Below are 12,592 nucleotides of genomic sequence, written 5' to 3' on the forward strand. Positions count from 1 at the left end.
TGGTCCTGAGGCGACGTTTTGAGTCAAACGTACAAATTCCCATGCCGCGGAAAAACCCACGGTGCGAACACAGAAGAAGAAGCATTGATAGCTACCAGCGCTGACGGGCGCCTCGGTCAGGGTCGTTACCGCAACCGGCTCAGGTCCACCGGACGATTGTTGATGATGGCTTCCATGGAGAAGAAACCGGTGACCGTCGCAAGGTCGAAATTGGTGATCAGCTTCTGGTAAAATGCGTCGTAGCCGGACATGCCTCTGGTCACGACCTTGATCAGATAGTCCCAGTCCCCGCCGATCCGGTAGAAATCGATGACCTCGGGAAGACGCTCGACATGGCTGCGAAAACCGTCGATCCATTCTTTGGAATGATGGCGGGTGCGGATCATCACGAAGACGGTGAGATCCAGCCCCAGCGCGCTGAGGTCGATATCGCTGTGTGAACCGCGGATCATGCCGATCGTCTGGAGCCGCTGAAGCCGCCGCCAGCAAGCGTTTTGCGACAGGCCGACCTTCTCCGCCAGATCACGCTGCGAAAGGCTAGCGTCTTTTTGCAAAACAGTGAGGATTTTCAGATCAAACACATCGATCTTTGCTGTAGATTCGATCATACGACACAACCTGGGGGAAAATTCGCATAAAATAGGTGAGTTCTTCGAGCCTGAAGCAGAATACAATCGCTGTCAACTTCGAGACTGAAGAGGATGACAGCGAGATGACCGTGCAAGCCATTCGTCGTGAAACCAATCAGGCCCTCACGCCTCTTGCTCGTTTTCGCAAGGCCTTGAACCATCCCGGGCTGATCGCCGATCTTCGCGACGATCTCGTCGGCGCGACAGCACAGATCGAAGGTCCATATGGCGTGAAGAACCTGGTCTATGCGGATTATGTCGCCTCCGGCCGGGCGCTACGCATGATCGAAAACTTCATGATGGACGAAGTCCTGCCCTATTACGCCAACAGCCATACGGAAGCCTCCTATTGCGGCGGCTTTATGACCCGGATGCGGCGGGAAGCGCGGTCGCTGATCGCCGAGTTCTGCGGCGCGACCGAGGAGCACGCCGTCATCTTCACCGGCTCCGGCGCGACGTCCGGCCTCAATCGCCTCGTCAAACTGTTCGGCGTCACGGAAGCGGTCGCGGCGGGGAAGACCGTCCGGGTCATCATCGGGCCCTATGAACACCACTCGAACATCCTCCCCTGGCGCGAAAGCGGCGCGGAAATCCTCGAGCTCTCCGAGTGCCCGTCCGGCGGGCCCGATCTGTCCCTTCTCGACAAGGCGCTGCGCGACGGATCGCCGGACCTGACGGTCTGCACATTGTCCGCCGGATCGAACATTACCGGGATTACCAGCGATGTCGCCGTGATTACCAGAATGGTCAAAGCCGCGGGCGCGAGGATGATCTGGGATTATGCGGGCGCCGGTCCCTATGTGCCGATTTCCATGTCGCCTGGTGCGGATGCACAGATCGACGCCATCGTCATTTCGCCGCACAAGTTCATCGGCGGTCCTGGTGCTTCGGGCATCCTTATTGTCCGTCGTGAGGGCCTGGCGACGAACAAACCCTCTTGGCCGGGCGGCGGCACGGTGAAGTTCGTCTCGCCGGAGACTCACGATTACAGCAGCAGCCTGGAAGTGCGCGAGGAAGCGGGCACGCCGAACGTCGTCGGCGACATCCGTGCCGCTCTCGCCTTCATCGTCAAACACGCAATCGGCCTTGAGGAGATGGCTAGGCGCAACCGAGATCTGACCCGGCAGGCATTTGCCGCGTGGAGCCAGGTGCCGCAACTGGAATTGCTCGGATTGCCCGACGCGGATCGGCTGCCGATCTTTTCCTTTCGCATTCGCAACGGCGAGGGCGGTTATGTCCATCAGCAGCTTGTCACGCGCATGCTGAGCGACCGCTTCGGCATCCAGGCGCGCGGCGGCTGTGCCTGCGCCGGGCCTTACGTTCACCGGCTGCTGTCAATCGATGCCGAGCAATCCGAAGCGATGCGCCAGGCCATTCTCGCCGGCGACGAAATCAGAAAGCCGGGTTTCACGCGGTTGAACTTCAGTGTCCTGCTTTCGGATGAAAAAGTGCGGTTCATCATCGAGTCCGTGGCGCAGCTTGCGGCAGACGCGCCGATGTTCGAAGCCGACTACGATTTCGACCCGGCACGAGCGATCTTCTTTCCGCGCATGGAGACCGAAGAGGGCCTGACCTATGCACAAGCCTGATGTTGCCGCTTTCTACGATGCGCGGACGGGCAGCATTCAATATGTCGTATCAGACCCGGCGGCGCGCAAATGCGCTATCATCGACCCGGTCCTCGATTTCGACGAGAAATCCGGCTCGACGGCAACTGTGAATGCCGACGCGATCCTCGACCACGTCGCCTCTCGCGGGCTGACGGTGGAATGGATCCTCGACACGCATCCGCACGCCGATCATTTCTCGGCAGCACGTTACCTCAAGGCGAGGACCGGCGCGCCGACCGCGATCGGCGAGCATGTGGTGGCGGTGCAGAAAATCTGGCGACAGATCTACAACTGGCCGGATCTCGCCTGCGACGGCTCCCAATGGGACCGGCTATTGCAGGACGGCGAGACCTTCGCGATCGGCGAGCTGGAAGCGCGGGTGATGCATTCGCCCGGACACACGCTCGCCTCGATCACCTATCTCGTCGGCGATACGGCCTTCATTCACGACACGCTGTTCATGCCCGACACCGGCTCCGCCCGCGCCGATTTCCCCGGCGGTAGCGCCGCTAACCTCTGGACGTCGATCCAGGCAATCCTGTCGCTGCCCGACGAAACTCGCCTCTTCACCGGCCATGACTACCGGCAGGGTGGCCGCGAAGCCTTATGGCAAAGTTCGGTGGCGCAGCAGAAGGCCGACAACCCGCATGTCACCGGCAGGTCGCAGCTGGATTTTGTCGATCTGAGGGAGGCCCGCGACAGAACCTTGCCGATGCCGAAGCTGATTCTGCACGCGCTGCAGGTGAACATTCGCGGCGGCGAACTGCCGCCGGCCGAAGACAACGGGTGCCGTTACCTGAAGATTCCGCTCGACGCGTTTCCCCGTTCGGTCTGGAATTGACGGCTGCATGGACGGATCAATCGAGCAGGTCCTGCTTGCGATCGGCTCAGGATCGCTGATCGGTTTCACCCTCGGCCTGATCGGCGGAGGCGGCTCGATCCTCGCGACGCCGCTGCTGATCTATGTCGTTGGCGTCAAGGACGTGCATACCGCGATCGGCACCGGCGCGCTCGCCGTCTCCGTCAATGCCTATCTCAATCTCGTGGGCCATGCGGTTCGCGGCCATGTCTGGTGGCGATGCGCCTTGATCTTCACCATCGCCGGGTCGCTCGGCGCCTATTTCGGCTCCAGTCTCGGCAAGGTCGTCGAGGGTCAGGACCTTCTCTTCATGTTCGGACTGCTGATGATGTTCGTCAGTTTCGTCATGAGCAAGACACGCAGCCAGATCGGCATCACGCCGCAATCCCTGACGGTCCGCACCCATGGAAAGACCAGCCTGGTCGCCTTGCTGACCGGCCTCTGTTCCGGTTTCTTCGGCATCGGCGGTGGCTTCCTGATCGTGCCGGGACTGCTGTTCTCTACCGGCATGCCGCTGATCAACGCGGTCGGTTCGTCTCTCCTCGCCGTCGGCACGTTCGGCCTCACGACAGCGGCCAACTACGCCTTGTCCGGGCTGGTGGACTGGCAGGTCGCGGGATATTTCATTGCCGGCGGCGTCGGCGGCGGAACGCTCGGCACCATAACCGCCACGCGGCTCTCTACGCATCGCAATACGCTGGCGCAGATCTTCCGATGGATCATCTTTTCCGTCAGCCTCTATGTGCTGTGGCGAAGCTACGCTGCACTGCCTTGGACAAGATGATCGCAATACCTCAGGCGGCGGGGAATTGTGGAAGCGAGACGTAGCGAGCATATGACAAAAGGGCCCCGATCGATCGGAGCCCTTCACCGCGAACGGCTTATTCGAGTTCCCGATTGGGAACCGTTTACATCATGCCGCCCATGCCGCCCATGTCAGGCATGCCGCCGCCGGCAGCATCCTTCTTCGGCAGATCGGCGATCATGGCTTCCGTCGTCACCAGCAGGCCGGCAACCGAAGCCGCGTTCTGCAGAGCCGTGCGAACCACCTTGACCGGATCGACGATGCCCATGGCGATCATGTCGCCAAATTCGCCGGTCTGGGCGTTGTAGCCGTAGTTGTCGGTGTTGCTTTCCAGGATCTTGCCAACCACGATCGAACCTTCGTCACCGGCATTCTCGGCAATCTGACGAACCAGAGACTGCAGGGCCTTGCGGATGATGCTGATCCCGGCATTCTGATCCTCATTCTCGCCCTTGATGTTCAGAAGGATGGAGGCGCGAAGAAGGGCTGTCCCCCCGCCAGGCACGATACCTTCTTCGACCGCTGCACGCGTCGCGTTGAGGGCGTCGTCGATACGGTCCTTCTTTTCCTTGACTTCGACTTCCGTCGAGCCGCCGACGCGGATCACGGCAACGCCGCCGGCCAGCTTGGCCAGACGTTCCTGCAGCTTTTCGCGGTCGTAGTCCGAAGTGGTTTCCTCGATCTGAGCCTTGATCTGGCCGATGCGTCCGTCAATATCCGCCTTGGTGCCCGCACCGTCGACGACGGTGGTGTTCTCCTTGGTGATCGAGACCTTCTTGGCGCGGCCGAGCATCTCGAGCGTGACGTTTTCGAGCTTGATGCCGAGGTCTTCCGAGATCACGGTGCCGCCGGTCAGGATCGCCAGATCCTCCAGCATGGCCTTGCGGCGATCGCCGAAGCCCGGAGCCTTGACGGCCGCGATCTTGAGACCGCCACGCAGCTTGTTGACGACGAGCGTTGCAAGAGCCTCGCCTTCCACGTCCTCGGAAATGATCAGCAGCGGCTTGCCGCTCTGGACGACGGCTTCCAGGATAGGAAGCATGGCCTGCAGGTTGGAGAGCTTCTTTTCGTGCAGCAGCACGTAGGCATCTTCCAGCTCAGCCACCATCTTTTCGGCGTTGGTGACGAAGTAAGGGCTGAGGTAGCCGCGGTCGAACTGCATGCCTTCGACGACTTCGAGTTCGGTTTCGGCGGTCTTGGCTTCTTCAACGGTGATCACACCCTCATTGCCGACCTTTTGCATCGCGTCGGCAATATACTGGCCTATTTCCTTCTCGCCATTGGCCGAGATGGTGCCGACCTGGGCAATCTCTTCCGATGTGTTGATCTTCTTGGCCTTGGCAAGCAGGTCCTTGACGACGGCGGTGACTGCAAGATCGATGCCACGCTTCAGGTCCATCGGGTTCATGCCGGCTGCAACAGCCTTGCCGCCTTCGCGAACGATCGCCTGGGCGAGAACGGTTGCAGTCGTGGTGCCGTCGCCGGCGACGTCGTTGGTCTTCGAAGCGACTTCGCGAACCATCTGGGCGCCCATGTTTTCGAACTTGTCGTCAAGTTCGATTTCCTTGGCGACGGCAACGCCGTCCTTGGTGATGCGCGGTGCGCCGTAGGATTTGTCGATCACCACGTTGCGGCCCTTCGGACCGAGCGTGACCTTGACTGCATCGGCAAGAATGTCGACGCCGCGCAGCAGCTTTTCGCGTGCATCACGGCCGAATTTGATCTGTTTGGCAGACATGGCAATAACTCCCGGGCCATTGGCCCTATAGTCGTCATCAAAAGGAAATAAAGAAGCGCCCGAAAATCAGGCGATGACGCCCATGACGTCTGCTTCCTTCATGATCAACAGGTCTTCGCCGTTGAACTTGATCTCGGTGCCGGACCACTTGCCGAACAGGATGCGGTCGCCGGCCTTGACATCGAGGGGAACGATCTTGCCGCTCTCGTCACGCGCTCCGGTGCCAACGGCGACGATCTCGCCTTCCTGCGGCTTTTCCTTGGCGGTATCGGGAATGATGATCCCGCCCTTGGTCTTGGCTTCAGCCTCGATACGGCGCACGACGACGCGGTCGTGCAACGGCCGAAAAATGGTATTATTCATTTGGGTTCCTTGGCGAGAGCGCAGCCCAATGGCGGGTTCCCGATCGGATATCCTTAGCACTCTTATGCTGAGAGTGCTAGAGCGATTCGTGCCTTAGTTGTGATCCGCCATCCGTGGCACCTCCCTTTGTCGGAGGTACACGCCGCTGCCACCGAGACTACCGCAGATCCCTTGCCACGCCCCTAGCAGAAGCCGTTGAGCTTGAGGATCTTATGGGCGTCAATCGACGCCCGAAGCTCGTCCTCAGAGTTGCGCTCTCCATGGTTTGCGTCCGGATGGTGCATTTTGAGCCTCTGCTTGTAGCGGCTTCTGATCTCCTCCGGCGTTGCATCCGGCGAAAGATCGAGGGTCTCGAAAGCCTTGGCCTCCAATACCTTGAGCTTGCGTCGCTGAAGATCCACTTGTGCTGCCTGGCGTTCTGCAGCGCTTTTACGTGCGTTCGTTGCCTTTGCAGAACCGGAGCGAGCCGTCGACGGGAGCGGCATTTCCGACGCGCGATTGATACCAGTACCCCAAGTCGGGCGGCTGCCGTTTGCCGCCTCCGTCTGATAGCGCCTAATTAAAGGGTCAGACAGATTTGGCGCAAAGTTATAACCTTTGCCGTATTCCCTTACATGCTCGGGACAGAACAGCAGATACAGCCCTTCAGCATCTCGCCCGACGGGAGCGCGATGGGTGCCATTCTTTTCGCACCCGTCCCATTGGCATTTCGCACGGCTTGGTTCGTGGTCCGGGGCCGGTTTTTTGCGGGTCGACCGCAGGCCAACAAATATCTTTGAATCAGACGTCATCGCGCCTTATACGACCGGCCAATCCTCTCGGCAACGAATATGGATCGCCCAGCCGCATAGATTTTCGAACTGGGGGATCGCCGGATGCCGTCGAAGCGCATGAAAGCAGGGATTAGGGCCATTTCAGCCGCATGATGTTCTCCGACACGATCCTGCAGATTGCGGATTAGCGAAAACGGGCGGCGGACAGCGCGGATAGATCGATGGCACATTCGCGCCCAGCGATCAGGCCTGCAACAAGCGCGCCGCTGACCGGTCCGGCTGCAAGGCCGACGTGACCGTGGCCAAACGCGTGAACGATATCTTCGGAAGACTTCGAAAAACCGATCACCGGAAGGCCGTCCGCAGTCGAGGGCCGATGCCCCATCCACCGATCGATATTTTTACCTTCGGATAGATCCGATAGTGCCGGATAGGTTCCTCTGGCGTGTTTCAGCAGGATTTCGGCGCGGGTCCAGTCCGGGTTTTCCTCAACGCTTGCCAGCTCGACCTGTCCGGCAATACGAAGTCCGGCAAGGCTCGGATTGTTGCCCATCTTGCCGTCGCTCGGCATGATCGGCATCTCCCCCTTGGCCAGATGATAGGGAATGACTACGTGATAACCGCGCTCGCTCTGCATCGGGATTGTGTCACCGGCCAACGCGGCAAGCTTTTTTGAGTGTATACCGGCAGCGATGACGGCCTTGTCGCACATCACGGTGCCCGCCTCTGTCCGGATACCGGAAAGCCGGTTGCCGGTAAGATCGAAACCGGTCGCCCTAGCATTGATGCGGTGGGCGCCAAGATCCACCGCATGATCGACCATTGCTGCGACATAACCTCCCGGATCCACGCAATGACCACCATCCTCAACGAAGGCAGCAAAGGAGTAACGGGATGAAAGATTCGGCTCGAGTTCATGCAACTCTGCCGAAGATAGTTCTCGATAGGAAACGCCGTTGTCGCGTCGCAGGCGCCACGCAAAAGTCTCTGCCTCGAAAGCCGCTCGGTCCTGGTACACGTAGAGCAGGCCCCTGCGCCGGATAAGATCCGGCCGTCCGATTTCCTCTGCCAGCGCCGCATGCCGGGATGGAGCATCGTGCAGGAGGCTCGCCAGAATTTGCGCGGTCCGTTCAACCTTGGCTTCCGTCGAACCGGCCAGCACGAAGCGCAGCAGCCAGGGCGCGAGACGCGCCAGATGCCGCCAGCGGATGGTCAGCGGTCCGGAAGGGTCGGCAAGATAGCCGGGCACCTTCCTCCAGAGGCCGGGCATCGACATCGGGATGATCGAGGCAGGGCTCAGCCAGCCGCTGTTGCCATAACTTGCGGCGTGGCGACCGCCGGGCTGTTCGGGTTCGACGATGGTGACCTCGTGCCCGTCTCTCAACAGCTCGAGTGCCGTCGCTGCGCCGACGATACCCGCTCCAATGACCACTACATGCATGGTGTTTCACTCTGCGTGTCCAAAATAAGCCGGTTCATTCCTGAAATGCCTCTTCGCGGACGGCCTTGATCTTCGGCAGTGCGACCGCGAGGATGGCGAGCACAGCAAGGACAAGCAGACCCGCCGAAATCGGACGATCGACAAAAATGCCGGGATTGCCACGGGCGAGGAACATGGCCCTACGGAAATTCTCTTCCATCATCGGCCCGAGAATGAGGCCCATCACCAGTGGTGCCGGATCGCAATCAAGCTTGGCGAAGATGTAGCCGGCGACGCCGAAGGCTCCAAGCAGCCAAAGATCGAAGACCGAGTTGCTGAGCGAGAATGCGCCAATCGAGCAGAACACCACGATAGCCGGAAAGAGATAGTGGAAAGGCATCGTCAGCAAGCGGGTCCAGATGCCGATCAGTGGCAGGTTCAAGACCAGCAGCATGAGGTTGCCGACCCACATCGACACAATGACGCCCCAGAACACGTCGGGATGTTCGGAAATCAGCGTCGGCCCGGGTGCGATACCTTGCATGATCAGAGCGCCGAACATCAAGGCCATGACGGCGTTTGCCGGTAGGCCGAGCGTGAGCAGCGGGACGAACGAGGTCTGCGCACCGGCATTGTTGGCGCTCTCGGGCGATGCAACGCCTTCGATCGCACCACCGCCGAAACCTTCGGGCGGATTGGCAACGCGCTTCTCTATGGCATAGGCGGCGAAGGCAGCGAGAAGCGCGCCTCCACCCGGCAGAAGTCCCAGCACGGAACCGATCCCGGTGCCCCGAAGGATCGGCGCAACCATCCTGCGCCAGTCTTCCCGCGACGGGATCATCGAGAAGAATGGTGCGTTGATGGCCGTGCGGCTTTCCGGGTTTTCCAGATCCTTGATCAACTCGCCAATGCCGAATAATCCCATCGCCACCACGACGAAATTGATACCGCTCGACATCTCTTCGAAACCGAGCGTGAAGCGCGGCACGGCAGTTTGTACGTCCTGGCCGACAAGACCGACCAGAATGCCGATGAAGACCATGGCAAGTGCCTTCGGCAGCGATCCGCGCGAAAGCACGACCGAGGCGACAAGCCCGAGGATCATCAGGGAGAAGTACTCCGCGGGGCCGAACAGCAATCCAATTTCGGCAAGCGAGGGCGCAAACAGCGCCAGCAACAGCGTGGCGACGGTGCCGGCGAAAAAAGAGCCGATCGCCGCTGTCGACAGTGCCACGCCCGCTCGTCCGTTGCGGGCCATCTTGTAACCGTCGATCGCTGTCACCACGGACGATGCTTCACCGGGCAGATTGAGAAGGATGGCCGTTGTCGAACCGCCATATTGCGCACCGTAATAGATGCCTGCCATCATGATCAGCGACGTCACCGGTTCAAGTCCGATGGTGAAAGGCAGGAGGATGGCCATTGTGGCGGCGGGCCCGAGGCCCGGCAGGACGCCGACAAGGGTCCCGAGCAGCGTGCCGATCAGGCACCAGAACAGGTTCGTCGGCAGGATTGCCTGGTCAAAGCCGAGTAGCAGCGCGTTCAGCGTGTCCATGTGATCGTCCTAAAGCCCGAACCAGGGACCAATGATGGCAACTGGCATGCCAAGCCCCTTGACGAAGGCCAGGCTGCAGGCCGTGCCGAGCCCGAGCCCGTACAACATCGATTTCACCGGCCGCAAAGGGCGCGACGCCAACGAGGAGATGACGCAGCAACAGAAGACCGCCGGCAGCAACCCTCCTCCACGAATGACCAGCCCAAACACCACTATCGCTGCAATGATGAACGTGACCTTCGATGAATAAAGGCCCGGTTGTTCTTTGCTGGTGTCATGTTTCTCGGCCGTAAAGGCGACAATGACGCCCATGGCGATCAGCGCCGAGGCGACCAGGCCCGGAAATGCACCCGGACCGATTTTGCGCCAGGTACCATAGGAGAGATCGAGACTGCTCAACAGAAAAGCGGCGCCGATCAATACGAACACGAGCCCTGCGATCAATTGCGGATTGAGACGTGAGGTCATGGGCATTCCTTTCCGTGAGCGTCATTCAATCGCGGGTCGGGGACCAGATCCGGCGGGCGGTAGGCTCGCACCTGCGGCGGTGTGCCGATGAAACGGGAAATCTCGACAAGGCATGAGTTCGGGCTTGGCCCCTGCGTGAGGCGGGAGGTTCCATGATCCGGCGTCAGGACATTCGGATTGCCGTTCAGTTCCAGCGAACCCGGCGTCGAGGGATCCGCCGGATCGAACCAGGCGCCCGTCGCCAACTGCACGACGCCGGGCATGACGGCATCGGTGATGGCAACGATCGCCAGGCATGCACCGCGGGCGTTGGAAATGGTCACCACCTCGCCTTGCGCCAGGCCGCGAGCCGCGGCGTCGTCGGGATGAATGCGCACCGGCTGGCGGCCGCCGCTTTTGGTCCGGCGCGACGGTGCCGCATGGTCCCACTGGCTGTGTAGCTTGTCATGCGGCTGGCAGGACAGGAGATGCAGTGGATAGACGTCCGCCAGTTTGCCCCCCAGCCATTCGGCCGGTTCCACCCACGCCGGATGGCCAGGGCAATCGACATAGTCGAAGCCGGCAATGAGTTCCGAGGAAAGCTCGATCAGACCGGACGGCGTGTGCAGCGGATGGGCGACCGGGTCCGCGCGAAACGCGGCAAGCAAAGGCCTGTCGGCGTTTTGGCTTTCCACTTCAATCAGTCCCACATTCCGAAACGTGGAAAAATCAGGCAGGGAAATGTCGCCTGACGCGGCGTTCGCCTGCGCGTCGGCATAAAGCTTCTCCAGCCATTCGGATTCGCTCAATCCACCGGTGAATGCCGCTTCAGTCCCAAGCTTTGCCGCAACGCGACGCAGGATCTCGTGATCCGAGAATACGTCCGCAGGTGGCGCCGTCGTGTGTGTCGAATATCCGAGAAAACCGTCGCGGCCGCTGGCAACCAGATCGTCGCGCTCCAGGAATGTCGAGGCCGGCAATACGATGTCGGCATGCCGGGCGTGGGCATTCCACCAATGCTCGTGAACGATGATCGTTTCAGGCTTCTGCCAAGCTTCAACCAGTCGATTGAGATCCTGATGATGGTGAAAGGGATTGCCGCCAGCCCAATAGATCAGCCTTATGTCCGGATAGATCCGTTTTTTGCCGTCATGGTCGTATTCCGCTCCCGGCGAAAGCAGCATGTCGGCAATTCGGGCGACCGGAATGTAGTCGGAAATCGCATTCTGCCCTTGCGGTAGCGACGGCCATTTCACGGCCGGCGCCGGCTGGCCGATGCCCGATACGGATGCATAACCGAAACCAAATCCTCCACCGGGCAGACCGATGCGACCGAGCAGCGATGCCACCGCGATTGCCGCCCAATAGGCCTGTTCGCCATGGTCGGCGCGTTGCAGCGCCCATGCCATCATGATGAAGGTTTTTCGCGAGGCCATGGTCCGGGCAAGGGTGAGGATGTCCTGCGCTTCAAGACCCGTAATGCCGGCTGCCCAGGCGACGTCCTTGATGACGCCGTCCGCCTTGCCAAACAGATAGTCCCGCAATGTCTGGAAGCCAGCGGTGTAGCGCCCGATGAACCCGGCGTCGTAACGATCCTCCTTTATCAGCACATGGGCGATGGCCAGCAGCAGGGCGGCGTCCGTCCCGGGCCTGAGAGACATCCACTGGGCATCGAGCTCGCCGGCGGCGTCATCCCGGACAGGTCCGACGTTGATGAAATGGGCGCCTGCTTCCTTGCAATCAAGCAGACCCTGGCGAGTTTCATGCCGCGAAACGCCGCCGGCATTGACCTGAGCGTTGCGAAGCGGCGTGCCGCCGAACATCACGATCAGATCCGCATGGCCGACGATCTGGCTCCATGGGCTATGGCCGGTAATCAGCCCATCGGTGGAGCCGATGACGTGCGGCAGGATGATTTCGCCGGCGGCATAACTATAGCTCTGGACGGAACGAACGGAACCGCCGTTCATGTTGAAAAAGCGTTTCAGCTGGCTTTGCGCATGATGAAATCGCCCGGCGCTCGACCAGCCGTAGGAGCCGGAAAAAATCGCGCCGTTGCCGTGCTCGTCCCTGACGCGGCGAATTTCGCCGGCGACCAGTTCGAGTGCTTCGTCCCAGGAAACCTCGACAAATGCCTCGGCTCCCCGCCGGCCGGCACGATTACCCGGTCCCTTTTCCAGAAAGGATCGCCTGACCGCCGGCCTGAGGATGCGGCACGGCGCGAGCCTGTCGGCTGGAAGCTCCCCGCCGAATCGAACGGGATCGGGATCGCCCGCCATCGGACGAATGGCGCCGTCCAAGCCATCATGGCTGTAGAACCCCCAATGGGTTCCGACATGGCGCCGGTCTGCCGAAGGCTCCGAATATTGCGTGGTTTTCGGAGCCTTCGTCAT

Annotated in this window: 11 protein-coding genes; 3 read left to right on the forward strand and 8 right to left on the reverse strand. The window is 60.6% G+C overall.

The genetic code is table 11. From position 1 onward, the window contains the following. Positions 1–125: 125 nt before the first annotated feature. Positions 126–608, reverse strand: coding sequence for an Lrp/AsnC family transcriptional regulator (locus MOV61_RS00360; RefSeq protein WP_247135104.1), 483 nt, complete (start codon positions 606–608; stop codon positions 126–128). A gap of 35 nt (positions 609–643) precedes the next feature. On the opposite strand from MOV61_RS00360, the gene MOV61_RS00365 reads away from it, so the two are divergent. The 3 genes from MOV61_RS00365 to MOV61_RS00375 are packed head-to-tail and all read left to right on the forward strand — an operon-like array spanning position 644 to position 3,882. Continuing rightward, positions 644–2,218, forward strand: coding sequence for an aminotransferase class V-fold PLP-dependent enzyme (locus tag MOV61_RS00365; protein ID WP_247135105.1), 1,575 nt, complete (start codon positions 644–646; stop codon positions 2,216–2,218). Then, a complete protein-coding gene (locus MOV61_RS00370) occupies positions 2,205–3,080 on the forward strand; it encodes an MBL fold metallo-hydrolase (RefSeq protein WP_247135106.1) in 876 nt (291 codons plus the stop codon). Before MOV61_RS00365 ends, MOV61_RS00370 begins: the two co-directional genes overlap by 14 nt. A 7-nt stretch (positions 3,081–3,087) precedes the next feature. Continuing rightward, positions 3,088–3,882: a sulfite exporter TauE/SafE family protein gene (locus MOV61_RS00375; RefSeq protein ID WP_247032489.1), complete on the forward strand. Its 795-nt coding sequence runs from the start codon at positions 3,088–3,090 to the stop codon at positions 3,880–3,882. A 124-nt stretch (positions 3,883–4,006) separates the two neighbouring features. Here MOV61_RS00375 and groL read toward each other — a convergent pair whose 3' ends face one another. From groL to MOV61_RS00410, 7 genes are all read right to left on the reverse strand, one after another. Further along, entirely contained in the window at positions 4,007–5,641 is a 1,635-nt protein-coding gene (gene groL / locus MOV61_RS00380) for a chaperonin GroEL (RefSeq protein WP_247135107.1), read from the reverse strand. A gap of 66 nt (positions 5,642–5,707) precedes the next feature. Next, the gene (gene groES / locus MOV61_RS00385; protein ID WP_040125314.1) at positions 5,708–6,004 is read right to left on the reverse strand and encodes a co-chaperone GroES; all 297 of its coding nucleotides are present in this window, start codon (positions 6,002–6,004) and stop codon (positions 5,708–5,710) included. A gap of 182 nt (positions 6,005–6,186) precedes the next feature. Continuing rightward, positions 6,187–6,795, reverse strand: a complete 609-nt coding sequence (locus tag MOV61_RS00390) for a J domain-containing protein (protein WP_040125316.1) — start codon at positions 6,793–6,795, stop codon at positions 6,187–6,189. Positions 6,796–6,961: 166 nt separating this feature from the next. Further along, complete coding sequence (locus tag MOV61_RS00395) at positions 6,962–8,218, reverse strand: FAD-binding oxidoreductase (protein ID WP_247135108.1); 1,257 nt, start codon at positions 8,216–8,218, stop codon at positions 6,962–6,964. A gap of 34 nt (positions 8,219–8,252) precedes the next feature. Beyond that, the gene (locus MOV61_RS00400; protein ID WP_247135109.1) at positions 8,253–9,752 is read right to left on the reverse strand and encodes a tripartite tricarboxylate transporter permease; all 1,500 of its coding nucleotides are present in this window, start codon (positions 9,750–9,752) and stop codon (positions 8,253–8,255) included. Positions 9,753–9,761: 9 nt separating this feature from the next. After that, positions 9,762–10,220 carry a tripartite tricarboxylate transporter TctB family protein gene (locus MOV61_RS00405; RefSeq protein WP_247135110.1) on the reverse strand — a complete coding sequence of 153 codons (459 nt, stop codon included), beginning with the start codon at positions 10,218–10,220 and terminating at the stop codon, positions 9,762–9,764. Then, positions 10,217–12,592: a molybdopterin-dependent oxidoreductase gene (locus tag MOV61_RS00410; RefSeq protein ID WP_247135111.1), complete on the reverse strand. Its 2,376-nt coding sequence runs from the start codon at positions 12,590–12,592 to the stop codon at positions 10,217–10,219. The genes MOV61_RS00405 and MOV61_RS00410 overlap by 4 nt, the downstream gene beginning before the upstream one ends.

The sequence above is a fragment of the Neorhizobium sp. BETTINA12A genome (assembly GCF_023006485.1).
In the GTDB taxonomy this organism is placed as follows: Bacteria; Pseudomonadota; Alphaproteobacteria; order Rhizobiales; family Rhizobiaceae; genus Neorhizobium.

Excerpts from the sequence above, each read along its gene's own strand:
- MOV61_RS00360 (WP_247135104.1), bottom strand. The coding sequence starts at position 608 with ATGATCGAATCTACAGCAAAGATCGATGTGTTTGATCTGAAAATCCTC.
- MOV61_RS00370 (WP_247135106.1), top strand. The coding sequence starts at position 2,205 with ATGCACAAGCCTGATGTTGCCGCTTTCTACGATGCGCGGACGGGCAGC.
- MOV61_RS00375 (WP_247032489.1), top strand. The coding sequence starts at position 3,088 with ATGGACGGATCAATCGAGCAGGTCCTGCTTGCGATCGGCTCAGGATCG.
- groL (WP_247135107.1), bottom strand. The coding sequence starts at position 5,641 with ATGTCTGCCAAACAGATCAAATTCGGCCGTGATGCACGCGAAAAGCTG.
- groES (WP_040125314.1), bottom strand. The coding sequence starts at position 6,004 with ATGAATAATACCATTTTTCGGCCGTTGCACGACCGCGTCGTCGTGCGC.
- MOV61_RS00390 (WP_040125316.1), bottom strand. The coding sequence starts at position 6,795 with ATGACGTCTGATTCAAAGATATTTGTTGGCCTGCGGTCGACCCGCAAA.
- MOV61_RS00395 (WP_247135108.1), bottom strand. The coding sequence starts at position 8,218 with ATGCATGTAGTGGTCATTGGAGCGGGTATCGTCGGCGCAGCGACGGCA.
- MOV61_RS00400 (WP_247135109.1), bottom strand. The coding sequence starts at position 9,752 with ATGGACACGCTGAACGCGCTGCTACTCGGCTTTGACCAGGCAATCCTG.
- MOV61_RS00405 (WP_247135110.1), bottom strand. The coding sequence starts at position 10,220 with ATGACCTCACGTCTCAATCCGCAATTGATCGCAGGGCTCGTGTTCGTA.
- MOV61_RS00410 (WP_247135111.1), bottom strand. The coding sequence starts at position 12,592 with ATGACGAAGGCTCCGAAAACCACGCAATATTCGGAGCCTTCGGCAGAC.